Source organism: Thiocapsa sp. (assembly GCF_022340925.1).
In the GTDB taxonomy this organism is placed as follows: domain Bacteria; phylum Pseudomonadota; class Gammaproteobacteria; order Chromatiales; family Chromatiaceae; genus Thiocapsa.
Genome location: NZ_JAJDNA010000005.1, coordinates 1 through 23,629 on the forward strand (window position 1 = coordinate 1; position 23,629 = coordinate 23,629).

Genomic DNA, 23,629 nt, shown 5'->3' on the forward strand with positions numbered 1-23,629 from the left:
CGGTAACCGTCGCCGATAGACCACCTGGTCCCGCTCGTCCGAAAGGGCAACTACACTGTTATTGGAATGTAGGTCGATTCCGCCGTAGAGTTTCATCGCCGACTCCTCCCGCTGGGTCTCCAGCTGAGATTCTTCCCCTACCTGAACTGTAGGCTCACGGGCGGGGTCGGGTAGATGATTCTCAGGTCTTGCATTGCCCACTTGTCAGCCCTGGTCTATGGTGGATTCGGGTGGTAGCGGCCAGGACCGGACGGATGGCGAGGGCCCTTCGGCTGGAGTTTGCCGGCGCCCTGTATCAGGTCACGGCGCGCGGCAACGAGCGGCGCAGCATCTTTCTTGGCGACGGCGATGGCGATCGGGCTGCGTTTCTCGGGGTCCTTGCGCAGACCTGCGAGCGCTTCGGTTGGATCTGTCACGCCTACTGCCTGATGACCAACCACTACCACCTGTTGGTTGAGACGCCGGATGGGAATCTCTCCAAGGGCATGCGCCAGCTCAACGGCGTGTATACCCAGAGGGTCAACCGCAGTCACGGGCGTGTCGGGCACCTGTTTCAAGGGCGTTTCAAGGCCATCCTGGTGGAGCGCGAGAGCGACCTGCTTGAGCTGGCCCGCTCTGTGGTGCTCAATCCCGTTCGGGCCGGGATGGTGCCTGCACCTGGGGACTGGCCGTGGAGCAGCTACCGCGCGACGGTTGGAGCCGCGCGCTATCGCGACCGGGACCGCGCGCTTGCCGAGGCGCACCGCAGCGGCGCATACAGCATGCAGGCAATCGCCGAGCACTTCGCCGTCAGCCGGATGGCCGTCAGTCGCGCGGTGAAGCGCGGCGAGCACGCTGCCGCCGTCGGTGGTGTGACATGGGGGACCTGACCCCGTCCACGAGAACCTGGAGTGGAACCGGGACGGTTCCAGCCGCCCGACGCGCTGATGCAGTTCCTTCAGGATCTGTAATTTATGTAGAGGAACGATCGCGCCGATACCCGTTGGTACCGGGGTCGGCGCCGAAACTCTACATAAACGCGAGCTCTACATAGGTCCCAACATCTGTCACGGCCACCAAGGTGTGTCAGATTCGAGTCGCTGGAGATGGCGATTGCCGGCGGTTGCGAAAGTGGAGTCTGCAGCGGATCAACCAGCGGTCGCTCAGGCGCGCATGCGGAATTTCCGACCATCAAAGTTGCTCGACAGCATAGTCGATAAACGAACGAGTTTTTACGGGGACGTGTCTTCTCGACGGATAAAGCACAGAGAGTACGAGGGGCGAACGCTCTCGCCCTTCAAGGACGCGCACCAACCGCCCATCGGAAAGCGCATCCTCAATGATGAAGTCGGGAAGCAGCGTGATGCCGAGCCCATGCATCGCCGCTTCCGCCAATACTTCGCCGTTATTGCAGCAAAATGCGGCTTTGATTACGAGCGTCTCGTCTCCTTTCGGACCGCCGAAAGTCCACTCCTCGCGTTCGGATATGACGTTGTAGTGAAGACAGTGATGCTGCAGCAGATCTCGCGGCGTGCGCGGCGCACCACGTCGCGCCAAATACTCCGGTGATGCGCAAAAGTATCTGGGTACCGTCCGGATGGCCCGGGCCACAAGGGATGAATCGCTCGGATACGCAATCCGTATCGCCAGGTCAAATCCCTCGCTGACAATATCCGTCTCGCGATCCTCGAGCTTCAAGGTCACGCGGAGCTTGGGGTGCATCGCCGCGAATCGCGCCACCACTGGGGCGAGCCGCCGCTGGCCGAAGGACATCGGTGCGACGATCCGCAAGTCGCCGGTCGGTTGCAAGGTGACCGCTTCGAGCTGTTGTTCGACCGCCTTCAGGTCGCCCAGGAGTCGGCTGACCTCCCTGAAATAGAGATCACCCGCCTCCGTGAGCTGAATCTTGCGGGTTGTCCGTTGCAGCAGTCTGACACCCAAGCGCTCCTCGAGAGCCTTGACGCGCCGACTCACCGCGGCCGGCGTCGTTTCGAGCCGCTTTGCCGCAGCGCTAAACCCCTGACCTTCGACCACTGTCACGAAGACTTCGAGCTCATCCATCGAGGTTGCCGCCAACGACAAGTTGATGCGCGCTGTAAGCCGGAGTGCGCGTCAATACTCATGATAGATGCCCGGGCCTCCTGCCGACGACAGGTCTCGCGCAATGGCGACAACCTTGGTGTCGCGCCGCTACACGCTGCTCCTGCCCGGCGCTCCGCGACGAGCAGCGCTCAGCGGACGCGCAGGAGCGGCGCGCCGTCCTAGCGCAAATCGCTCGACGGCGTCCCGGAGGCGGCCTGCCTGTTCGCTCCGCGGCTTCGTGTCTGGCGCCCCTTCGCTACGGCGGCAAATTGCCCGCGTCCACCCTTTTTCTGGGGGCTGCTAGCCTTCGTGTCCGCTCTCCATCTCCCGCAGCGGCGTACCGAGTTTCCGCGCCGCACGAAGGCGGAGCCGCCGCAGTGTACCCGGCCATCTTTTGACCTCGGCGTAAAGGTCCATTACGCCAAGCCGCGTTTATCTGGCCCGAGCGAGATACCAGGTTCAGGTTCGGTTCGAAACTTTAGGAGCTGGACATGTTTGCGATCCGACACGCCTCTGAACGCGGCCACGCCAATCACGGCTGGCTGGACAGCTACCACACCTTCTCGTTTGCAAGCTACTACGACCCTGAGCATATGGGCTTTTCCGACCTGCGGGTGATCAATGACGACACCGTCTCACCCGGTGGCGGTTTCGCCGCTCATGGCCACCGCGACATGGAGATCGTGAGCTATGTGTTGGAAGGCACCCTTGAGCACAAGGACAGTATGGGCAACGGCTCTGTGATCCGTCCAGGGGATGTGCAGCGCATGAGCGCTGGCACCGGGGTGCGCCACAGCGAGTTCAATCACTCGAAAACGGATCCGGTCCATTTTTTACAGATTTGGGTGTTGCCAGAGCAAACGGGGCTCAAGCCGAGTTATGAGCAAAAAGCCTTCTCCGACGAAGAGAAACGCGGTCGCCTTCGGCTCATCGGTTCACGTGACGGTCGCGATGGCTCGGTGACCATCCATCAGGACGTCGACCTCTACGCGACCAGGCTCAATGAGGGAGAGCGCGTCAGCCACGCATTGGAGGCCAGCCGGAGGGGTTGGATCCACGTTGCGCGAGGCAATGTCATCCTCAACGGCCGTCGGCTCCAAGCCGGGGACGGTGTCGCACTTGCGGGTCCTGAGACTCTCAGCCTGACCGGCGCTTCGCAGGCCGAAGTCTTGCTGTTCGATCTGCGTTGATCAGCGGTTCGGACGGTTCGCTGTTCAGGCCCTTGGCACATGGCATCGATCACATCCGTCGCGTCCGCCCAGGGGCCAGCGAGCGCCTGGTCACCGTTACGCCTATCGGTGTTTCGCTGGCTCTGGATCGCGACACTGGCATCCAACATCGGCACCTGGATGCACGACGTCGGCGCCGGCTGGCTGATGACCTCGCTATCGCCCTCAGCCGTCATGGTGGCTTTGGTGCAAACGGCGACCTCGCTGCCGATCTTCCTCCTGGCCCTGCCGGCTGGGGCACTTTCCGACATCGTCGACCGGCGCCGTTACTTGATCGTCGTGCAGGTCTGGATGGCCTTGGTGGCGGCCTTCCTCGCCATCCTCGCGTTAACTGATGAAGTCACGGCGTGGACACTGGTTGCGCTGACGTTCGCCATGGGCGTTGGCACGGCGATGATGATGCCGGCCTGGGCCGCTGTCACCCCCGAGCTCGTGCCGCGCGTTCAGTTGCAACCGGCGATCGCGCTCAACAGCCTGGGGATCAACGTCGCGCGGGCCATCGGCCCGGCATTGGCCGGCGTGATCGTCTCGCTCTGGGGTACCGGCGCCGTATTCGCGCTGAACGCGCTGTCCTATGTTGGCGTGATCTGGGTGCTGGTCCGGTGGCGACGCCAGGCTCCGCCGGGCGTGCTACCCAGTGAACGGTTTCTCGGGGCGCTGCGCGCGGGCTTGCGCTTCGCACGCCATGCGCCCGCGCTACAGGCGGCGGTGATCCGCGGTCTGGGATTCTTCCTGTTCGCCAGTGCCAGTTGGGCTCTGCTCCCGTTGGTTGCCCGCAGTCTTGCCAACGGTGGCCCACAGGCCTTTGGCATTCTGGTGGCGATGGTCGGAGTTGGCGCAGTCGCTGGCGCCTTGTTGCTTCCGAGACTGCACGAGCGCGTTTCGCGCGATGCCCTCGTGGCCGGGGCTACCGTGCTCTATGCGGTTGCGATGCTGGCATTGTCTTCCCTTGACAGGCTTTGGCTGCTCGCGCTCGCCATGGTCGTGGCCGGCGTCGCCTGGATCTCGATCCTGTCCTCGCTTCAAGTGGCGGCGCAAATGGCGCTGCCCGACTGGGTTCGCTCTCGCGGTTTGGCCGTTTTCATGGCCGCGTTCATGGGCTCCATGGCGCTCGGCAGCCTTCTTTGGGGCAAGGTCGCCGATCTCGCTGGGATCGCGACGTCATTGCAGATTGCCGCTGTCGGGTTGGTCGCAGCCGTTGCGTTGACCTGGCACTGGCGCATCAGCGGCTTCGAGACAGTCAGCCTGTCCCCGTCGATGCACTGGCCAGCGCCGATCGTGCACGCGGGCGTGACTCACGATCGCGGGCCGGTCCTGGTCACCATTCAATACCAGGCGGCGCCGGATCGGGTCGACGCCTTCCTCAGTTCGTTGCGCATGCTGGGCCAGCGCCGCCGCCGCGACGGCGCCATTGCCTGGGCCATATACGAAGACACCGAGCGGCCCAACCACTTCATCGAGTCGTTCTGCGTGGAGTCGTGGCTGGAGCACCTGCGACAGCACGAACGGGTCACCGATGACGATCGCGCCCTGCAGGATCGCATTCGCGGTCTGTTGGCGGAAGGCCGCGCCCCCCGTGTTTCGCACTACGTGGCGCCGAGTGGGCGGTCAGCACCCGACGTCGCGGTTACGCCCGACGACAACGAGGCGGAACGATGAGAACCCGCATCAGCTTGTCGAATCACAGTCCTGATCGGCGTCATCTGCCGGCCGATCCGGTTCCGATGAACCGCGCCGCACAGCCAGTCTTCATCCGGAGCCCCGAGCTTGTCCGCACCGATTTGCCACCCCGGTTGCCGGCGTGCCTGTCTTCTCCGAGGGGTGTAGGCGCTGCCGGAGATCGGATCCAACGCGCGATGAATCGATGGAAAGACATACCACCATCCTTCGTTGGTTGCTGCATTCGGGAAGCGCCGGCTCAGCGCAAGCGGCATTGACATCTTTCCATAGCCATCGACAAGATCCGCTGCGCGAACGCGCTTTGCCGCTTCGATCTGTCCCCTCAGCGCACCGCCGCAGGCATCCGGGAGCGCGGCACTATCCGATTGTAGTTCCTCTCCCTAATCCGCGTTTCATTGGCAAGTTCCGGGAAGGCTATTGCACCGGTGTTGGGCGTTTGCCGGTGGCGTAGCACGGACAGGTACTCGGTCGCGGTTTCCCGCTTGGTTCACCGGTGGAGGTTTGCGGCAGAATAGTGGGACTTCTGGATACAGAGAGGCCCGCCACGGTAGCCGCCGTGCGGGCCTGTGGCCGGTGCAACTGCGATTTGAATGTAGCCTCACCGGCGAGGAGTTCGTTAGACAAGAAGCGTGGCGGGATGCAAGCCTGCCGAGGTGTCCGCCGCGTCCGAAGGGCGGGTGCGGATTCGCCCGCCACGGCACCTACGAGCGCGTCTCCCCGCCCGGCACTCGGATTGCCCGCTGGTACTGTCCGGCAGGGCATCGTACCTTCAGTCTGCTGCCGGACTGCCTGGCGGCCCGACTCTCGGGCACCTTGACCGAGGTCGAAACGGTGGTGCGCGCGGCCGAGCGGGCCGCGGGGCTGGAGGCGGCCTGTCAGGGGCTGCGCCTGGACATCGAGCTGCCCGGCGCGCTGCGTTCGGTGCGCCGACGCATGCAGGCCGTGCACGCCGCGCTGCATCTCCTCAAAGGTCTCTGCCCGGACCTACTCGCCACGTGCCGGCCGGACCTTGACGGCGTTCGCTGAGCACCTCGGGGTTGGCGCGGAACTGGGCGCATTGCGGCAAATCGCTGCCGCCTTTCTCCGGCGACTTCCCGCGCCACTCGGTTTCGTTCCCCGGCGAACGCCCGGGGGCGGGCGTGATCACGCCCGCCAACACCGTGTGGGGGCGGACCCGCCAGCGGTGGTGGCATAGGGTGCGTGCCCGCAGGCGCTGTGCCCGCGTTGCCGGGAGCCCACGCCAATGATCGATTCCGATCCCGACTGCGTGGAAATAGCTGCATAACAATTGCATAAGCGCCGACCCGAGACAGCGCACAGGGCTTAGTGGCAATATTCAGCATCGTGCTAGCGCAGTTTTGGGCCGGCTAGGCAAGTCGGTGAACGTTAGCTGGCGAGCATACGTTGGCGAAGGAGGAGCACCGTGAAGAGAAACCTACTGATCCTCGGTCTGCCTGGCTTGACGCTGATAGCTCCGGGGGTTGTGCTGGCCCAGTCGAAAAACCGTCGACAAAACCCAACATCCTCGTCATCTTCGGTGACGACATCGGGATCGCCAACATCAGCGCTTATAGCAGCGGTCTGATGGGTTACGAGTCGCCCAACATCGATCGCATCGCCAAGGAAGGCATCCGCTTCCTGCATTACTACGGCGAACAGTCGTGCACCGCGGGACGCTCGGCGTTTCTCACCGGCCAGCACATCATCCGCACCGGGCTGAGCAAGGTCGGATACCCGGGCGCGGATGGGTATCAGCCAGGAGGATCCAACGATCAGCGGTCTGCTGCGCAATATGGGCTACGCAACCGGCCAGTTCGGCAAGAACCACGTCGGCGATCGCAACGAGACGCTGCCCACGGTCAACGGGTTCGACGAATTCTTCGGCAACCTTTACCACCTCAATGCCGAGGAGGAGCCGGAGCTGCCTGACTACCCGAAGGACCCAGCATACCGGGCCAAGTTCGGTCCGCGCGGCGTCCTCGAGACCAAGGCCACAGTCGAGGATGACGCGACGGCCGATCCGCGATTCGGCAAGATCGGCAAGCAGACCATCGAGGACACCGGCCCGCTAAGCAAGAAGCGCATGGAGACGGTCGACGACGAGACCTCGGATCGGGCGATCGCCTTCATCAAAGAGCAGCAGGCCGCCGGCAAGCCCTGGTTCGTGTGGTGGAACGGCACGCGCATGCACTTCCGCACCCACGTGAAGCCCGAGCTGCGCGGCATCTCCGGCCAGGACGAGTACGCCGACGGCATGGTCGAGCACGACCGGCACATCGGGAAGTTCCTGAAGCTGCTCGACGATCTGGGCATCGCCGAGAACACCATCGTCTTCTACTCCACCGACAACGGGCCGCACATGAACACCTGGCCGGATGCCGGCTGGAATCCCTTCCGCGGTGAGAAGAACACCAACTGGGAGGGCGGCTGGCGCGTGCCCGCCATGGTGCGCTGGCCGGGCCACATCGAGCCGGGTCAGTGGACCAACGAGATCGTTCACCACATGGACTGGTTCCCGACCCTCCTGGCCGCCGCAGGCGACCCGAACGTGACCGCGGAGCTCAAGGCGGGCGTGCACAACGACGCCATGAACCGCGACTACAAGGTGCATCTGGATGGCTACAACGTCCTGCCGCTCTTGACCGGCGAGATCGCCAAGAGCCCGCGCAAGGAGGTCTTCTACTTCTCCGACGACGGCGACCTGACCGCCCTGCGCTACGGAGACTGGAAGGTCATGTTCATGGAGCAACCGGTGGCCGGTACCTTCCGCGTCTGGCAGCAGCCCTTCGTGCCCATGCGCGTACCCTTCGTCTACAACCTGCGCCGCGACCCCTACGAGCGGGCGACCATCACCTCCAACTCTTACTATGAATGGCTGCTCGACCGCGCCTATCTGCTGGTCCCGGCCCAAGCGTACGTGGCCAAGTTCCTGGAGACCTTCCAGGAGTTCCCGCCGCGTCAGAAGGCGGCGAGCTTCAGCCTGGATAAGGTCATGGAGAAGCTGTCGCCCCCCGGCGGCTGAGCCCCGGCTCACAAGCGCCAGGGATGGCGCCCGAAGGAAGTGCACCGAGCCTAGCCGTCGATGTCTTGTGCCGCCCGTTCAGGCGTCAAGGATTTTTTTGAACGGCATCCTCAGCGACGCATTGTCGACGTCACAAACGCTGGGGCGGGAACTGCCGGCAGCGGCCACAGCTTTTTTCGCGAGAGTCCCTGGGTCAGCAGCGACATCCCCGTGACGCTGCTCTACGATCTCGCGCGATCCGTTCGCGGCTTGGTCCGGAAGCCGATGATTTGGCGAGAGGGTTGCTTAGCCCTTCGCCCTGTCCATACTCCTGTAACATCTGGCTGTCCTTTGCTGAGACGTTCTCTGATCGTTCAGCGTGTCAAGGTGAAGGCCGTCCTCGGCGGCCGCCAACCAGAGGAGACCGGGCAATGCGCAAAGAGTCCAAGAAAGAACAGGCCGATGCGGACGTCGAGGGAGCGCCCGCCTCGGGCAAGCTGAAGACCAAGGCCTACGACAGGGAGCTTCGCAAGCTGCACGAAGAGCTGGTGACGCTGCAGGAGTGGGTGCGCCACAAAGGGCTCAAGGTCTGCGTCGTTTTCGAGGGCCGAGACGGCGCGGGCAAGGGCGGCACCATCAAGGCGATCACCGAACGGGTGAGTCCGCGGGTGTTTCGGGTGGTGGCCCTGCCCGCCCCGACGGAGCGCGAAAAATCGCAGGTGTATGTGCAGCGCTACATGGCCCACTTCCCGGCGGCCGGCGAGGTCGTCATCTTCGACCGCAGCTGGTACAATCGCGCGGGCGTCGAGCCCGTGATGGGCTTCTGCACCGAAGAGCAGACCCAGCGCTTCCTGGGGCTGGCCCCGTTGTTCGAGCGGGCGATGGTCGACGCCGGGATCGTGCTGATCAAATACTGGCTGGAGGTCAGCCCCGAGGAGCAGACCCGGCGCTTGGAGGCGCGCATTGAGGACGGACGCAAGATCTGGAAGCTCTCGCCGATGGATCTCAAGTCCTACGGTCGCTGGTACGACTACTCGCGCGCCCGCGATGCCATGTTCGCCGCCACAGACACACCCTGGGCGCCCTGGTATCTAGCCCGCTCCGACGACAAGAAGCGGGCGCGCCTCAACATCATCAGCCATCTCCTCTCCAAGATCCCTTACGAGAAGCTGCCCCGCGAGAAGGTGGAGCTGCCCAAGCGGCAGAAGCCCGACGACTACCGCGAGCCAGACTATCCGTTCAAGATGGTCCCGGAGATCTACTGAGCGTGTCGCCCCGCTCGCGCCAGACCTTCTTCTCGCGCCTGCACCACTCCGTACTCCTATCGGACGCCTACGTGGGGGTCCCCGGCGGCATCGGCACCGTGATCGAGGCCTCACTGGTGTGGCAGCTGCTGCAGGTGCGCCTCCTCCACGAGACGCCGCTGATCCTTGTCGGCGCCATGTGGAGCGAGCTCGTGGACTGGGCGCGGCGCAACGTGCAGCGCCCCGGCTTCGAGCTGGTGAACCCCGAGGACAAGGCGATCCCGCGCTGCGTCAAGACCGCCGACGAGGCCATTGCGATCCTTAAGGAACAGCACGCCCGCCGGCAGGGCCTGGTCGATCGGCCGCGCGACGAGGCGACGGGCAAAGATCAGACCTGATCCTCTGCTGTGCGAAGGCAACGATCCGCGCAATGCCGCTGCTAGGCTCCATCCCGCCGCAGGGCGCCTGACCTCGACCACATCGAGTAGGAGATCCGCAGATGACGGAGCCGCTACACCCGGCCGCGACGCACCACTTGCCGTTCTTCGTCACGGCACCGGGGGAGACCGACTGGCTGTTCATCTCGATGGGCATCTTCGTGCTTCTCGCAGTGATCGGCATCTGGGTCTTCTACTTCAAGCTCCATGCCCTGCCCGAGCAGATGGCCCACCGCGGCCAGAAGATCCAGTTCGAGATCGTCGCGGTGCTGGCGCTGCTAGCGCTCTTCACCCACAACCACCTGTTCTGGGTCGCCGGCCTGCTGCTCGCCCTGATACCGCTGCCGGACTTCACGACGCCGCTGACGTCCATCGCCAGCTCGCTCGACCGGATCGCCGCAGGCGCGGCGCCCGACGCTCCGGCGCCCCCCCGCCGCCTGAGCCGGCGTCGGCACAAGAGTCGCCTCGGCCGACCAACGATCAGCCCGAGCAACGGGGGGCCTGACCCATGTTGGAGCTGTTCCTCTGCTCGATGCTGACCATCCTGCCGGACTACCTCTATCGCCGCTTCGTCCAGGGCAAGCGGCTAGGACGCGAGATCAACCTGTTCACCGTCTGGTATGAGCTGCGCTGGGGGATCACCCTATGCCTGATCCTGACCGTGAGCCTGATCACGACGGTCTTCTACTTCCATCCCTCAACCAAGGCCGCCTCCTCGGTGTTCCGGACCGTCACCATCCTGCCGGAGACCAACGGCCGCGTCACCGAGACCTTCGTCGACATCAACCAACAGGTGACGGAAGGGCAGCCCCTGTTCCGGCTCGACAGCACCCAGTAGGAGGCGGCGGTTGAGACGGCCAAGCGCAAGATCGCCGAGATCGAGGCCGCCATGGTGACGGCGAAGTCCAAGCTCGCGGAAGCGGATGCGCGTATCGTCCAGTCGCGTGGGGCGCTCCAGCAGGCCGTCGATGAGCTCGAGAGGCGGGCGGAAGTCCAGCGCCGCAGCCCGGGCTCGATCTCCGAGGCCGAAGTCGAACGGATGCAGGTGCAGGTCGAGACCGCGCAGGGCGCCGTTGACGCGGCTCTGGCGGGCCGCGAGGCCATCAAGTCAGAGATCGAGTTTCAGCTTCCGGCCGAGAAGGCCAGCGCCGAGGCAGCGCTCAAAGAGGCCGACGTTGCCCTCGGGAAGACCCTGGTGGTCGCCGGCACCAACGGGATCGTACAGCAGTTCGCGCTGCGCCCCGGCGATATCGTCAATCCCATGCTCAGACCCGCCGGCATCCTGGTGCCGGAGCGCCCGACCACGGCCCTCCTGGCCGGCTTCGGCCAGATCGAGGCCCAGGTGATCAAGGTGGGCATGATCGGCGAGGTCGCCTGCATCGCCAAGCCCTGGCAGATCGTCCCGATGGTGGTGAGGGGCGTGCAGCCCGTCGTCGCCTCCGGCCAGGTGAAGCCGACCGACACCCTGGTGGATATCCAGCAGATGGGCCGTCCCGGCTCCATCACGGTGGTTATGGAGCCGCTCTTCCTGGGTCAGCTCGACGACCTGCCCCAGGGCGGCAACTGCATCGCCAACCTCTACACCAGCAGCCACGAGGCCCTTAAGGGCTCTGACATCGGCACGTTGCGCCGCTTTGCGCTGCACGCCATCGACACCGTCGGTCTGGTGCACGCGTTGATCCTGCGCATCCAGGCCCTGTTGCTGCCGTTCCAGACCCTGGTCTTGGGCGGGCATTGACCGGTCCCCCAGGACAATGGCGGCCGGGCCAGCGCTAAACCTAGCAACGGCGGTTGACCGCGCCGCAAGTTGTGCAAGAGATTGGATTCTCAAGCATTGAGCGTCCTGTCCCAGGCCACCCGCCGGGTGAAGGCCACTCCCGCCCCTGGTAGACGCCCCAGGCGGCGTCCAGCGGCGCTGCAACTCGTTGGAATAGGTCCATTATTCCGCCGGCGCCGTAGATCAGTCTTAAGTCCGACGGGCTATTGACGCGCCCTGGGGGCGGCCTGACCTGATTGGCCTACCCTCAGGCAACCTCCTGCAACGGGGTTGATCCATCAAGTTGGGCACGAGAATTTTCGCACTTCCGGCGCTCAGGTTGGCGGTCGTCGCGTTTCGCGCCTCGTTGAGGGCGCTGAGCAGCCGAGCTTTTTGAAATCTTGAATAACAGCTCGGCTCTTGCGCTTCGCGCAAGTATATTGCCAACTGCCGATGCCGTGACGTCCCCGGATCCAGCCCCTGATGATCGACCCATCAATGGGCATATGCGTACGTGAATGCTGGCGCTGCTCGACCGTCTGAATGCCCAACGGTTGGCGCGGCTGCCGACCTTGCAGACGAATGTCGCTGTTGGGGAAGGCGCTGGCGGCTATGGCGTAATTGCGCCGAGCTCGCGCGCCACGCCGAGGCCAAGGCCATGCTCCAGGAGGAGGTCCAGCGCCGGCTCGCTGCGGCGCCGAGCAAGGAGGTCCTGCTCTATGTGCACGGCTTCAATGAGACCTTCGCCACCGCCGCCTTCACCACCGCGGAGCTGTGCCATTTCCTCGGCCGTGAGCACGTGTGCGCCTTCTTTACGTGGCCCGCCTCCACCACCGGCAACTTCCTGATCTCCTACACCGCCACCACCGAGTCCGGGGACCACGCGGTGGAGCACCTCAAGAAGACCATCCGCCTGCTCGCCACGACGCCCGGGGTGGAGGGGATGCAGATCCTGGCCCATAGCCGCGGCACGGCGTTGACCCTCAAGGCTGTGCGCGAGCTGGGGCTCGAGGCCATCGCTGCCGGCAAAGAGGCCGTCGACCTCTACAAGATCGACAACCTGGTGCTGCTCTCGCCGGACATCGACATCGACATCGCTACCCTGCAAATCACCGGTTTTATCTCCGACCCGGACCTGGTCACGGTCTGGCCCGAGGGGAAGCTGCCGCGGGTGCTGAAGGGCCGGCTGACCGTCTATGCGTCGCCCGAGGACCGGGCGCTCCTGGTCTCGCGGATCCTGTTTCGCAGCCGGCAGCGGGTCGGCCAGCTGCGGCCCGAGGACATCCCTGAGGAGCGCCAGCGTTACATGGCGGAGTTGGGACGTTTGGACCTGATCTCTTACCAGGGCAAGCGCACGGATTTCTTCGGGCACTCCTACTTCACCAGCAACCCCCAGGTCAGCTCCGACCTCATCCAGCTGATCCGCTACGGCAGGCGGCTGGGGGAGCCGGGGCGGGAGCTGATCAGGACGGGGCCGATCACCTGGAGGTTTCCGATCGACGGCGGCAGCCGGTGAGCAAGGTCATCCCCATTGTGTCCCGGCTGGTGGTTCAGGGGCTCTTGGCGGTCGGGGAGCATCCGATCCATGCAGCCGCACCGGTCGCAAGACCTCAGCCCGGGAGCGGCAGCCGCGCACAACTCGGTCGCCCGGCGCACGCGGTACGCACCTTCTCCGGCTGATCCATGACCTTCTCATCGAAGACTGCAAAACCATTAGAATCCATCCTGTATTCGCCCTGGGGTTCGATGAGGGCAGGGCGGTGTTCGTGCTGACCGGCCAAGGCTGGAAGGTTGCGGCCAAGTTGACCGGCTCGCGCTATTGGCCGGACGACGCGCTCAATCGTCCGTGAGCACACCCAGCGCCGCCCTGAAACTGGGCCGGGTCCTCCTGCGTGTTCCCGTCTCCCTGGTCCTGGGGCTCGCGCTCCTGTGGGCGGCCGCCGCGCTCCGGATCGACGGTCCCGCGGTGCAGCGATGTCAGCGGGCGATCGGTTCGGACTGGAATCAGCAGAGCCTGCCGAGGTCCACCTCCCCCCGGTGCACCGGTTCGCGATGATTCGGCTCCCCTGCTGCGGATCATCGAGCTGGCAGACTCTCATATTGAATCGGGACCTTAACCGTGAATGAAACGCAAGATCGCCACATGAAACCCGAACTAAGATACGGGGACTATCTCCAGGCGATCGGCGCCGGGCGGCGGGAGCTGAGCTTCAACGCCATTGCGCCGCCGGTGGGACGCGACGCTCAGGGGAGACCGATACCGCCCCCGCCACCCGGCCCGATCGGACTGCAGCCCGACGAGATCGCGGCGCTGCTGCGGCCCTATGTCTCCGGGCGCTTCATGGAGCAGGTCAAGGCGGTGGTGCCGCTGGCGCTCTATTTGGCGCTGTTCCAGATCCTGATCCTGCGCCAGCTCATCGCGGACTCCTGGGTCGTCACCGGCGGGCTCTTCGCCGTGATCGTCGGTCTGATGTTCTTCATGGAAGGCTTGAAGCTGGGGCTGATGCCGTTCGGCGAGCTGATCGGGCATACGCTGCCGCGCAAGTCGCCGCTGCCGCTGGTGCTCTTCATCACGCTGCTGCTCGGCATCGGCGTGACCTTCGCGGAGCCGGCGATCGGTGCCCTCAAGACTGCCGGGCAGAACATCGCACCGGAGCAGGCACCCTATCTTTGGGCATTGCTCAACCAATGGACGCTGGCCCTGGTGCTTGTGATCGGCGCGAGCGTCGGCCTTGCCGCGGTGCTGGGCACCCTGCGCTTCCTGCACGGCTGGAGCCTGAAGCCGCTGATCTACGCGTCGCTGGTGCCGGTGCTCGGCCTGACCCTGTACGCCTCGGCCGATCCGGAGCTGGCCACAGTTCTCGGGCTGGCCTGGGATGCCGGCGCCGTGACCACCGGGCCGGTCACCGTGCCGCTGGTACTGGCGCTCGGCATCGGCATCGCGGCCGCCGCCGGCAGGGCCGATTCCGGTTTATCCGGCTTCGGCATCGTGACGCTGGCCTCGCTGTTTCCGATCATCGGCGTCCTGCTCCTGACACTCTACGTCGCCGGGACCGTCACCCCCGCCGAGATCATCGCCGCCGCGGCGACGACGGGCGCCGAGAAGGAGACGCTCACCTGGTACGAGCGCAGCCCGGGTCTGGAGGTGGTGATGGGCATCCGCGCGATCCTGCCGCTAGTGCTGTTTCTGCTGCTGATCCTGAAGCTGGTGCTGAAGGAGAATCTGCCGCGCCCGCGGGAGATGATGCTGGGAATCGGGCTGACGGTGGTCGGCATGTGTATCTTCAACCTCGGCTTGACCTATGGGCTGTCCAAGCTCGGCGGCAGCGCAGGCTCGCTGGTGCCGGCCGCCTTCATGGAGATCCCAGGAGCGGACGGCTCCCCGCTATACCGCTATGCGGTCGGCGTGACCATTGCGCTGGTCTTCGCCTGGGTACTGGGGTTCGGGGCCACCATCGCCGAGCCGGCGCTGAACGCGCTGGGGGTCACCGCGGAGCAGCTCACCAACGGCTTCTTCAAGAAGCGGACGCTGATCCTGGCCGTCTCCGCCGGGGTGGCCTGCGGCATCGCGCTGGGCGTCACCAAGCTCGTCTTGGACCTTCCCCTGGTCTGGCTCGTCGTCCCGCCCTATCTGCTCGCCGCCCTGCTGACGGCCGTCTCGTCGGAGGCCTTCGTCAACGTCGCCTGGGACAGCGCCGGCGTTACCACCGGGCCCATCACCGTGCCGCTGGTGTTGGCGATGGGACTCGGGCTCGGCAACGCAACCCAGGCCGTCGAAGGCTTCGGCATCCTGTGCCTTGCCTCCATTGGCCCGATCATCAGTGTGCTGCTGACCGGGCTCTGGGCGCGCGTGCAGGCCGGCCGCCAGGAACGGGCCGCCCGCGACCAACCGGCTATCCACCGCGAGCAAGAGGTCCAAGCAGTGTTATGAAAGACGCCAAGATCACCTATCTGACCGACGTGGCGCTGATCACCTGCGTCGTCACCGTTGGGCGCGGCGATGCGGTCATCAAGGCCGCCCGGAGCATGGGGGCGGCCGGTGCGCTGGTCTACCACGCCCGCGGCATCGGTCCGCGGGAACGACTCGGGCTATTGGGCATCGCGATCGAGGCGGAGAAGGATGTCGTCAGCATCCTGGTCGCCACCGACTATCAGGACGTCGTCTTCGAGGCGGTCTATCGCGCCGCGGGGCTTGACGTGCCCGGCGCCGGCATGGTCTACATCACGCCGGTGGAGCGTATGGCCACCTATGTCCCCCGCGAGGTCCTCGCCCGGGTCCCGGACCGGGGGGACGCGCAGTGAGCAAGGCGCAGGTAGACGCAGGGGTGCCGGGCCGGGCGGCTAGGCTGATCTCCTGTATCCTGCCGGACGACGGCACCGAGCGGCGGCTGCTCGCGTGGCTGCGGGACCAGGGGATCAATCGGGCAGACAGCGTCTACTGTCGCGGCCATTCGATGCTGCGGGAGGCCGTCACGCGGCGGGGCAAGCTCCCCGAGCCGAATCTGGTGCGGCTGGTCCAGATCGTCGTCGATGCGGACGAAGCGAAAGCACTCTTCGATCGCATCTACGAGCAGGCGGAGATCCATCGCCCCGGCGGCGGCGCCATGTTCATGACCCCGCTGACCTTGGCCACGCCTTTCGCGCTGCCCGAGGGGGTCGCCGCCGAGCCGAGCGAGGTCTGAGGCAATCTCTGTCAGTCGGTGTCAGGGATGCACGGACGATCTGCGCTTGCCGACGTTGGCATGGAAGGGCTGCAGGCGCCAGACGGGCAGCAGGTCGACCAAGAGCCCGATGCAGCTCGAGACCGTCGGCCTCCGGCGATCTCTCGTGGGCGAGGGTTGTCTTGCCGACCCGGCGCGGACCGATGATTGCCACCGCCGCCTCCTGCGATCGAAGCGCAGCCGCAACACCCGTGCGAGCAACCAAGCAAGGAGTGGGGCCGGCAGCAGATAACCGAGGAACACCGGCAGTACCGTCAGCAGCACCTGGCCCGCGGTGCGCGCCGTGGTCTCCTAAGCACCCACGATATCGAGATCAATCCGGCCAAGCGCGTCCGTCTCGGCGATCGAACAAGGGCGCGAACAGCGGTCGCAACAGGCGTACTCCGCTGACGCTCAAATGATTGTCGTCGTAGTAGAGCACTTGCCCGTCCCGCAAGAAGAGACAAAGGGTGTCCCGGCATAGGATCCGATGCGGATGAAGACGGATCAGCGGCGTCTGCGCGCCGAGGCCGTCCAGGGCGGCCGTGACCCACCGATCGTCGTGCATGAGCTGCTCGAGCGGCTGACCGACCCGTTCCGGATCCCGCCCCTCCAGCACGGCTTCGGCCAGCACCGTCGGGACATCCACGCCGGGCTCGGGCACCGGATAGACGAGCACGACCCGTTTGCCGGCCGCGACCAGGGCGTCGATGGCGGCATCCATGGCTTCGATGAGTCCCGCGTCGGGATCATCGAACGGATAGATCCGATATCGGCCCGACATCACCACGGTGTGAATGCTCGGCGTCGCGATGATTCGCTTGAGCGCGAGCTGCTGAAAGCGCTCGCAATCCTCCCGCCAGGACAAGGGCTCGCCTTGCCAACCCAGGGCCGGCGGGCAGATCGGCATCGATAGGCTTAGCACGGAGGTTCCGCGTTCGCGCGCCAGCTCGCCGAGCAGGGTTGCATAGGTCGCGGCGTGGCTGTCGCCGAAGAGTGCGATGACCGGCGGGGCGTCCGGATCTCCGTAGCGGCAGCCGGGCGTATCGGCGCGGACGCTCTCGCACTCGGGTTGACGCGGATCGCGGTCATCCGCCGCGGCGAGGATGACCGCGAGCTCCGGAGGATAGCGGCCGAGCCAGCCGGCCGTGCGCTCGCCGTGCAAGCCGATGCCGACGAGGATGACGGCCGCGAGGGCCGCCGCGCCGAAAAGCAGGGGACGCGGCAGCACGCCGGAGCGGCCCCGGAAGGGACGCTCGATGCACCGCCAGGAGAGAATCGCCAGGATTAGGCTCGCCGATACCAGCAGCAGCGACACCCCGAGAGGTAGGTCCGGACCCATCAGGTGGCGCGCGAAGACGAAGATCGGCCAATGCCAGAGATAGAGCGAGTAGGAGATCAGGCCGATGAGGACGATCGGCTGCCAGGACAGGCCCCGTCCGATCAGCGACGGCCGCCGCTGGCCCGCGAGGATCAGCAGCGCCGCGCCGAGACAGGGCGACAGGGCGGCGAGCCCGGGGAAGATGGTGTCCTGCGAATAGGCATGGACTGGCCAGGCGATCAGTATCAGGCCCAGGATCGAGATCACGTCGGAGAAGATCCTTCCGCGCGGCAGACGCAGGGGGGCTAAGGCCACGATCGTGCCAATCAGCAGCTCCCAGGCTCGAAGATGCGGCAGAAAGAAGGCGGCCGTCGAGGCAGGGTCGAGCCGCAGTGCGATCACGGAGGCCGCGAAGGAGAGCGCGGCGATCCCGCCGACGAGGGCGATTCGAGACCGCTGACCGCGGCGCCAGACCTGCCAGAGCAGGACCGGATACAGGATGTAGAAGATCTCTTCGACCGAGAGCGACCAGGTGTGCAGCAGGGGCTTGAGCTCGGCCTCCTGATCGAAATAGCCGCTTTCGCGATGGAAGAAGATGCTCGAGACGAAGAGGGTCGCGGCGATCAGCGATCGGGAGAAACCGCGCGCCTCGCCGGGATAGAGGATCAGGGCGGTCGCCAGTGCACTGGCCAGCAGGACCGCGAACAAGGCCGGCAGGATGCGCCGCACGCGGCGCTCGTAGAAGCGCGCGAGCGAGAAGCGGCCCGTCCGTAGCTCATGCGCTATGATCGAGGTGATCAGGTAGCCGGAGATCACGAAGAAGACATCGACGCCGACGAAGCCGCCCCCGAAACCGGGAACCTCGGCATGAAACAGCACCACCGGCACGATGGCCAGGGCGCGCAACCCGTCGATGTCGGCGCGATAGGGGTGAGACTCGATCATAAGGAATGCGTCCTCCCTAGCCGCCGGTGGTGTCGGCCGCTCTCATATCGAGATGCCCGCGAGCCCCACGCTCGAGCCTTGACCGCAGCTCCAGCCCCGGCCGTCGCTAACCTCGCGTTTCAGGCACCCCTCGGCTCGCAGGGGTGCTGCGATTTCTCTTCCGCATTTCCGATCCGCGAAAATCGCGGCGGCAGCGACGACAACCGGAGCTGGAACTGTGGTATCGAGGGCCCGAGCGACGACCCGCAGATCGAGGTACGTCGCCGACGGGCGGCGAAGCCTGCACCGGCTGCCGGAACAGCGGCTCCTTGGTGCTTGAGTGCGAAAAGCCCTGTTTGTGCCTCGAACGCTGGCCTGTCGCGGTCCGGCTTGAGGCTTAGGAACAGCCGCATCGTTCCTGGCCGGCAGCCGACTGGGGCGACAATGGCACTTCGGGTCTCGGGCGAGGGATAGAAGGAAATCCAAGCGACTCTGCGAGCCCAGAGTGAACGGAGACACGAGGTTGGGGAGAGCCAGTGATCCAGCGCCGATCGCGCCGAGGGCGGCGCCCCCACAGTGAACGTACTCTGAGGTGCGAACCGTCAGGATAAGCCGATGAAGACCGCTCCGAACGCCCAGCGTGTTAGCGCCCGATCCCCGTCCGTGAGCAGACCGGCTGCTTTTTTGTGCATAAAAACAGTATCCGCGATTCGTTGGATTCCAGCCGGACACCGACATGCACATGGCCGTCGCGTCACAGGGATGCCGATCGGTTCCTTACAGCCGCCGCCATCCCGAGAAAACCCACCTGTACCAGGTCGTTCAGCAGCACCTGGAGAGTCGCCTCGCGCTGGTCAGGGAAGACGACTCGGACGGGCAACGCGTGCCGGCCCACGGGGAACGGGAATTCCGGCATTATCTCGAATGCGGCATCTTGGCCTCGGCTTCGCCCGCGCCCGCTGTCCCGAATTGTTCACACAGGGGGCGGGCATGACTTCCTGGTCGCCTTCTTGTGCAAGGGGCGCGGGCCTGGAGCGGTTGCTGCGCTACTGTGCGCGCCCGCCGTTGGCGCTCGAGCGTCTCTATCTGGTCGACGATCAGCACGTCATCTACGGCTTGCCGAGAGCCCAGCGCGATGGCACCACGGCGCTGTCCCTCACGTCGCTGGAGCTGATCGGTCATCTTGCGGCCCAGCTTGTTCACAGAGTGGCCACCGCCGAAGTTGCACCGCCATCGCTATCACGGCGTTCTGGCACCCAACTCACCCTTGCGTGCCGCTGCCACCGCCTATGGGCGTGAGCCTCCCAGCGAGGTCGCCCCACCGCCTGCCGCCACGGCGCCCTGAGGCCCACCGATGGCGCCACCCGGCGGCGGCGCCGAACACCTGCACAATCTCTGGAGCGTGGGAGCCAGAATAAGGGGCTTGATGGCAATCTTCCTGATTATCGCGAGTCCGGTGCCAGTATAATCCGGCGCCGGCGCCGGCCGGCGTCGCGACATTGATGCTGCGCCCTTGGGTGCATTTGCAGATCGGATGACTATTGGAGAACCATCTCATGTCAATGATGAAACGGTCCATCGCAGAATTCATCGGTACCTTTTGGCTGGTGCTCGGCGGCTGTGGCGCCGCCGCTTTCGCGGCCGGCGTTCCGACGGTTGGCATCGGCTATCTGGGCGTGGCCTTCGCGTTCGGCCTCACGGTGCTGACGATGGCCTATGCCATCGGCCATATCTCGGGCTGCCACCTGAACCCGGCCGTTTCGGTAGGTCTTGCCGTGGGCGGACGCTTTAGTTGGGCCGACCTGCCCATGTACGTCATAGCGCAGACCCTCGGCGCCATCGCCGCCGCTCTTCTTATCCTCTATGTCGCGAGCGACATGGGTCTGTACAAGGAAGGTCAGGCGACCTTTGAACTCACCGCCAGCAGCCTGGCCGTAAACGGGTACGGCGAGCTGTCGCCGCAGGGTTACGGCATGATCGCCGGGCTGGTGACAGAAATCGTGATGACCTTCATGTTCCTGTTCATTATCCTTGGCGCGACCCACAAGCAGGCCCATGCGGTGGCTGGCGGCCTGGCCATCGGATTCGCGCTGACGCTGATCCACCTGATCTCGATTCCGATCACCAATACCTCGGTGAATCCGGCCCGCAGTACCGGACCGGCGCTGGTGCTGGCCCTGAACGGCGAGGGTAAGGCACTGGCCCAGCTTTGGCTGTTCTGGGTCGCTCCGATTGCCGGTGCCGTCCTGGCGGGCGTCGTCTACCGCATGTTTGAGGATGAAAAGGCAGTTTGAACCTGCCCTCGACGCTACGCGGCGTCGCCATGATCGGCGCCGCGGAGTCGCCCTGGAACCAGATCGATCGAGAAAAATCGAGTCCGATCAAGGCGAAAAGGTGCCAGGCTCAATTAATTCAACTAGGCAGTTCGCCCTGTGCCGCATCCTCGGCCGAGGGCTGCTCCTCCTGCTTGCGCGGCCTGCCACGCTTGCGCAGTTCCCGGCGCTGACCTGTCGTCGCTTCAATCTCGCGTCACAAGGGGTCGTTGCCGATGGGTTGATCCTGGTTGATGGCGAGGCGCAGGTTGATCCTGAACACCGCCCGCTGCGGCAAGTTTTCGTCGGACCGCCCCATTCGGGACGTTGGGCCGAGGCGGCGATTTCTCTCGAAGGAGGCACTAGGGTGAAGCTGTTCCAGTCCATCTTCGGTCGCCGCGAGCCCGTCGGGGGCTACCCCGAGACCCTGATCGAAATGGCCATCGAACGGGCGGTGGACGGCACCGACCCCCGGCTCCGGCTGGTCCCGGGTTACCGCAAGCGGCTGCGCGAGCCGGTGATCCACGCGATCGATCACGTCATGGCCCTTGTGGACGGCATCCCCGCCCCCGTGGCGGTCGGACCCGACGGCTATCGCAACGACTTCCGACTCGCGGCCCTTTTTGCCTCGATCGAGGAGATGCAGCAATTCTTCGGCCGGGACAGGGCCCTGTCGGATTACCTGTCCGGCAGCGACGGGCTGGGTGCCGAGCGTGTTACCGCTCTGCTCTTGGCGCGCCGAGAGGAGAGGAGCATCCTCGGGATGGATCTGGTGGGCGACCAGGTGAGGCGCGACGTGGCCCAGGTATCGGTCAGCTTCTCGGGGCACCGCCTGCTGGAGCCCCGGACCCTCGAGGAGGAGTGGAGGCGATTTCTCAAGCGGCGTGCCTTCGATCACCTGCTCGCCCTGGCCCTGGCCGAGATCACCGAGGCAAGGGTGGAGCGGGCGGACCTCACACGCCAGCGTGACCTGTTGCAGCGCAAGCTCCAGGCCATGAAGCGCGGCACCCTGAGCTTCGATCGGCCGGAGGCGAGTCGAGCGGACGAGGCCGGCCTGCAGGCGGAGCTCGACGCCGTCTCGCAACAACTGCAGGCGCTGGGTGCGGATGCGGGCGTCCTGAAGGCCCACTTGGAGGTGGTTGCCGAGCGTCTTGGGCAGGCGGAGCGCCAGGTCTGGTCACAAGAGATCGACCTCTGTCTGGGGCCGATGAACATCCGACAGGATCCTGCCGACCCATCGTCGCGCCGGATCGTCCTCCAAGAGCTCCAAAATGCGCGCGGTGCCCGCGCCATCATGCTGCCCGTCGCGATCGTCCCGCTGGATCTTCCCCGCCGTGAGGACTTCGTCACCGCGGCCCAGCGCTATCTTTGAATGGAGGGCTCGGCGCGCGGCGACTGGGCATGTCCTGGCACGGGACGGCGACGCTCCGAGAACGGCGCGGGCCGCCGATTCTCAGCACTACTGTGCCGCTGCCTTCGTGTCAGGTGCTGTAAGCGCTGTCGGCGGTTGGCTCATCCGCTGGTCGACAGACAGGACGATTGTCAACGACTGCAGCGTTTCTTTCCCTTCGTCATGGGACATTGATCGAATGCATACTGACAAATCGGTCGCAGATACGACATCGAGTCGTCGCAGCAAACCGGTATTCTCTGTGCACCCATTTCAATCGGGCACGATCTCAACCAGCGGATTGCCAATCGCGCCCGAAGGCGGCTTGACGCCGAGGTAGTTCGCCAGCGTCGGCGCCGGCGGTGATCAGATGGTGGTTCGGGTCCTCGATGTTGTAGACGAGCCGGCCGTCCGCATGGTCGAATCAGACGTTTCCCACCATGCCGTGTGCGGCGGGCACCGTGCCGGTCGCAAGCGACACGTGGCCGACGATGGTCTCGGTATTGGCGTGCTGGTAATGGGCATTGGTGTATTGGACGCCCTCGCCCATCAGGTATCGGAACCCGCCGTCGCCGAACACGTGGGCGTAGCGTCCCGGTAGATCGCCGCGCAGCGCGTCTACCGTAATTTGGAGGATCAGCCGCGGAGGTGGCGTCGCCCCTGCCGCATCGAGGGTGTCGCCGCTCGTTTGGGAAGAAGCGGGACGGCCGGTGACAACGGCCATGCAAGCCACCAGAGCCGTTAGCGCCAGGCGGGTAGGATTTTGCTTCATCGGTCGATCCTGCTTAATCCATTGTTCAGTCGATGAGCTCAAGATCGCCCGGTTTCCAGGTCTCGTCAAACCAGGCTTCGGGCGCACCGTAGATCCGCAGGATCACGCCGAAGCGCTTGTTTCGGCAAGATCTGGACCCGGTTGCCTTCATGCCCTTTCGGTGCCTCGAGACCGAACCAGACAGTAAAGGATCCGTCTTTGTTGGCAACGACCGGTACTACCGGGAGATCGAAGCCATGACTGGTCAGCGAAGGCAGTTGCGCAAAACGGGGCAGGCCGCGTCAATCAGAGGACGGCGGGTTCAACGGGAAAGGCTACTGGGCGAACTGGCCGTTAAGGAATTCCTGAATTGAGCCTGGCCCTTTTTCTTTTTCTTTCTTTTTCTTTGTTATGTTGTGGCTCCGGCGTCGCCGGAAATAGAAGACGGGGCCGGGCTCGATTTCTGCTAGGCTGCCGTCGTGCCCAGGCGAACACCTGTCCACATCGACGGCCTGCCGCTTCGCATCGTGAAGCGCAGGCATAACCGCGCGACCTGCTTGATTGACGACCAGGACTCGCTCGCGTATCTCGGGTGGCTGCGCGGGGCGCGCGAGCGCTGCCGGCTGCACGCCTATGTCCTGATCATGAACCACGTGGGCTTGCTACTGACACCCGAGCACGCCATACGCGTGCCGCAGGTACTTGTCTGCGTCGGCCGGCGCTACGTGCACTAAATGCACGGGCGGGCGGACACCGGCACCTGTGGGACGGCCGCCACAAGTCATCGCCGGTGCAGGTGGCAATGCATGAAGACTGACAACGA

The 23,629-nt window shown here is 65.0% G+C and carries 21 protein-coding genes and 2 pseudogenes; 19 read left to right on the top strand and 4 right to left on the bottom strand.

From position 1 onward, the window contains the following. Positions 1-254: 254 nt before the first annotated feature. Positions 255-869 (top strand): transposase, encoded by a 615-nt coding sequence (locus LJE61_RS00620; protein ID WP_296910170.1) that lies wholly within the window; start codon positions 255-257, stop codon positions 867-869. 301 nt (positions 870-1,170) lie between these two features. On the opposite strand, the gene LJE61_RS00625 is transcribed toward LJE61_RS00620, so the two are convergent. After that, the gene (locus LJE61_RS00625; protein WP_296910171.1) at positions 1,171-2,040 is read right to left on the bottom strand and encodes a LysR family transcriptional regulator; all 870 of its coding nucleotides are present in this window, start codon (positions 2,038-2,040) and stop codon (positions 1,171-1,173) included. A gap of 512 nt (positions 2,041-2,552) precedes the next feature. Between LJE61_RS00625 and LJE61_RS00630 the strand changes: the two genes are divergently transcribed. From LJE61_RS00630 to LJE61_RS00695, 14 genes and pseudogenes are all read left to right on the top strand, one after another. Then, positions 2,553-3,251: a pirin family protein gene (locus tag LJE61_RS00630; RefSeq protein WP_296910172.1), complete on the top strand. Its 699-nt coding sequence runs from the start codon at positions 2,553-2,555 to the stop codon at positions 3,249-3,251. A gap of 39 nt (positions 3,252-3,290) precedes the next feature. After that, entirely contained in the window at positions 3,291-4,949 is a 1,659-nt protein-coding gene (locus LJE61_RS00635) for an MFS transporter (RefSeq protein WP_296910173.1), read from the top strand. 594 nt (positions 4,950-5,543) lie between these two features. Then, entirely contained in the window at positions 5,544-5,996 is a 453-nt protein-coding gene (locus LJE61_RS00640) for a hypothetical protein (protein ID WP_296910174.1), read from the top strand. Positions 5,997-6,374: 378 nt separating this feature from the next. After that, positions 6,375-6,635: pseudogene (locus LJE61_RS00645) on the top strand (arylsulfatase); the annotation flags it as partial. 79 nt (positions 6,636-6,714) lie between these two features. Then, positions 6,715-7,992: a sulfatase-like hydrolase/transferase gene (locus LJE61_RS00650; RefSeq protein WP_296917081.1), complete on the top strand. Its 1,278-nt coding sequence runs from the start codon at positions 6,715-6,717 to the stop codon at positions 7,990-7,992. Positions 7,993-8,402: 410 nt separating this feature from the next. Next, complete coding sequence (gene ppk2 / locus LJE61_RS00655; RefSeq protein ID WP_296917083.1) at positions 8,403-9,236, top strand: polyphosphate kinase 2; 834 nt, start codon at positions 8,403-8,405, stop codon at positions 9,234-9,236. Between the two features lie 2 nt (positions 9,237-9,238). Continuing rightward, the gene (locus LJE61_RS00660) at positions 9,239-9,613 is read left to right on the top strand and encodes an LOG family protein (RefSeq protein ID WP_296917085.1); all 375 of its coding nucleotides are present in this window, start codon (positions 9,239-9,241) and stop codon (positions 9,611-9,613) included. A 101-nt stretch (positions 9,614-9,714) separates the two neighbouring features. Next, positions 9,715-10,191 carry a hypothetical protein gene (locus LJE61_RS00665; RefSeq protein WP_296917087.1) on the top strand — a complete coding sequence of 159 codons (477 nt, stop codon included), beginning with the start codon at positions 9,715-9,717 and terminating at the stop codon, positions 10,189-10,191. Further along, positions 10,161-10,490 (top strand): HlyD family secretion protein, encoded by a 330-nt coding sequence (locus LJE61_RS00670; protein WP_296917089.1) that lies wholly within the window; start codon positions 10,161-10,163, stop codon positions 10,488-10,490. The genes LJE61_RS00665 and LJE61_RS00670 overlap by 31 nt, the downstream gene beginning before the upstream one ends. Before the next feature lie 51 nt (positions 10,491-10,541). Then, entirely contained in the window at positions 10,542-11,390 is an 849-nt protein-coding gene (locus tag LJE61_RS00675) for an HlyD family secretion protein (RefSeq protein WP_296917091.1), read from the top strand. A gap of 676 nt (positions 11,391-12,066) precedes the next feature. Next, positions 12,067-12,924: an alpha/beta hydrolase gene (locus LJE61_RS00680; protein WP_296917093.1), complete on the top strand. Its 858-nt coding sequence runs from the start codon at positions 12,067-12,069 to the stop codon at positions 12,922-12,924. Positions 12,925-13,749: 825 nt separating this feature from the next. Beyond that, positions 13,750-15,339, top strand: a complete 1,590-nt coding sequence (locus LJE61_RS00685; protein WP_296910267.1) for a DUF1538 domain-containing protein — start codon at positions 13,750-13,752, stop codon at positions 15,337-15,339. After that, positions 15,336-15,710, top strand: a complete 375-nt coding sequence (locus LJE61_RS00690) for a P-II family nitrogen regulator (protein WP_296910265.1) — start codon at positions 15,336-15,338, stop codon at positions 15,708-15,710. The genes LJE61_RS00685 and LJE61_RS00690 overlap by 4 nt, the downstream gene beginning before the upstream one ends. Then, positions 15,707-16,090, top strand: coding sequence for a hypothetical protein (locus LJE61_RS00695; RefSeq protein ID WP_296910263.1), 384 nt, complete (start codon positions 15,707-15,709; stop codon positions 16,088-16,090). Before LJE61_RS00690 ends, LJE61_RS00695 begins: the two co-directional genes overlap by 4 nt. Before the next feature lie 352 nt (positions 16,091-16,442). Here the strand turns inward: LJE61_RS00695 and LJE61_RS00700 are convergent, their stop codons facing one another. Continuing rightward, complete coding sequence (locus LJE61_RS00700; RefSeq protein WP_296910261.1) at positions 16,443-18,374, bottom strand: acyltransferase family protein; 1,932 nt, start codon at positions 18,372-18,374, stop codon at positions 16,443-16,445. 1,002 nt (positions 18,375-19,376) lie between these two features. Between LJE61_RS00700 and LJE61_RS00705 the strand changes: the two are divergent. The 3 genes and pseudogenes from LJE61_RS00705 to LJE61_RS00715 all read left to right on the top strand — a co-directional run. Then, positions 19,377-19,647: pseudogene (locus LJE61_RS00705) on the top strand (transposase); the annotation flags it as partial. A gap of 262 nt (positions 19,648-19,909) precedes the next feature. Continuing rightward, entirely contained in the window at positions 19,910-20,647 is a 738-nt protein-coding gene (aqpZ, locus tag LJE61_RS00710) for an aquaporin Z (protein ID WP_367114891.1), read from the top strand. Between the two features lie 385 nt (positions 20,648-21,032). Then, positions 21,033-22,037 carry a hypothetical protein gene (locus tag LJE61_RS00715; protein WP_296917095.1) on the top strand — a complete coding sequence of 335 codons (1,005 nt, stop codon included), beginning with the start codon at positions 21,033-21,035 and terminating at the stop codon, positions 22,035-22,037. 442 nt (positions 22,038-22,479) lie between these two features. Here LJE61_RS00715 and LJE61_RS00720 read toward each other — a convergent pair whose 3' ends face one another. Both LJE61_RS00720 and LJE61_RS00725 read right to left on the bottom strand, forming a co-directional pair. Continuing rightward, positions 22,480-22,827, bottom strand: a complete 348-nt coding sequence (locus LJE61_RS00720; RefSeq protein WP_296917097.1) for an alkaline phosphatase family protein — start codon at positions 22,825-22,827, stop codon at positions 22,480-22,482. 25 nt (positions 22,828-22,852) lie between these two features. Beyond that, positions 22,853-22,978 (bottom strand): hypothetical protein, encoded by a 126-nt coding sequence (locus tag LJE61_RS00725; protein ID WP_296910253.1) that lies wholly within the window; start codon positions 22,976-22,978, stop codon positions 22,853-22,855. Positions 22,979-23,285: 307 nt separating this feature from the next. On the opposite strand from LJE61_RS00725, the gene LJE61_RS00730 reads away from it, so the two are divergent. Next, the gene (locus tag LJE61_RS00730; RefSeq protein WP_296910252.1) at positions 23,286-23,540 is read left to right on the top strand and encodes a hypothetical protein; all 255 of its coding nucleotides are present in this window, start codon (positions 23,286-23,288) and stop codon (positions 23,538-23,540) included. Positions 23,541-23,629 lie beyond the last annotated feature (89 nt).

Bases quoted from the DNA above. Each gene is read 5' to 3' on its own strand.
- LJE61_RS00620 (WP_296910170.1), top strand. From the start codon at position 255: ATGGCGAGGGCCCTTCGGCTGGAGTTTGCCGGCGCCCTGTATCAGGTC.
- LJE61_RS00625 (WP_296910171.1), bottom strand. From the start codon at position 2,040: ATGGATGAGCTCGAAGTCTTCGTGACAGTGGTCGAAGGTCAGGGGTTT.
- LJE61_RS00630 (WP_296910172.1), top strand. From the start codon at position 2,553: ATGTTTGCGATCCGACACGCCTCTGAACGCGGCCACGCCAATCACGGC.
- LJE61_RS00635 (WP_296910173.1), top strand. From the start codon at position 3,291: ATGGCATCGATCACATCCGTCGCGTCCGCCCAGGGGCCAGCGAGCGCC.
- LJE61_RS00650 (WP_296917081.1), top strand. From the start codon at position 6,715: ATGGGTATCAGCCAGGAGGATCCAACGATCAGCGGTCTGCTGCGCAAT.
- ppk2 (WP_296917083.1), top strand. From the start codon at position 8,403: ATGCGCAAAGAGTCCAAGAAAGAACAGGCCGATGCGGACGTCGAGGGA.
- LJE61_RS00665 (WP_296917087.1), top strand. From the start codon at position 9,715: ATGACGGAGCCGCTACACCCGGCCGCGACGCACCACTTGCCGTTCTTC.
- LJE61_RS00670 (WP_296917089.1), top strand. From the start codon at position 10,161: ATGTTGGAGCTGTTCCTCTGCTCGATGCTGACCATCCTGCCGGACTAC.
- LJE61_RS00675 (WP_296917091.1), top strand. From the start codon at position 10,542: ATGGTGACGGCGAAGTCCAAGCTCGCGGAAGCGGATGCGCGTATCGTC.
- LJE61_RS00680 (WP_296917093.1), top strand. From the start codon at position 12,067: ATGCTCCAGGAGGAGGTCCAGCGCCGGCTCGCTGCGGCGCCGAGCAAG.
- LJE61_RS00685 (WP_296910267.1), top strand. From the start codon at position 13,750: ATGGAGCAGGTCAAGGCGGTGGTGCCGCTGGCGCTCTATTTGGCGCTG.
- LJE61_RS00690 (WP_296910265.1), top strand. From the start codon at position 15,336: ATGAAAGACGCCAAGATCACCTATCTGACCGACGTGGCGCTGATCACC.
- LJE61_RS00700 (WP_296910261.1), bottom strand. From the start codon at position 18,374: ATGATCGAGTCTCACCCCTATCGCGCCGACATCGACGGGTTGCGCGCC.
- aqpZ (WP_367114891.1), top strand. From the start codon at position 19,910: ATGTCAATGATGAAACGGTCCATCGCAGAATTCATCGGTACCTTTTGG.
- LJE61_RS00720 (WP_296917097.1), bottom strand. From the start codon at position 22,827: ATGAAGCAAAATCCTACCCGCCTGGCGCTAACGGCTCTGGTGGCTTGC.
- LJE61_RS00725 (WP_296910253.1), bottom strand. From the start codon at position 22,978: ATGAAGGCAACCGGGTCCAGATCTTGCCGAAACAAGCGCTTCGGCGTG.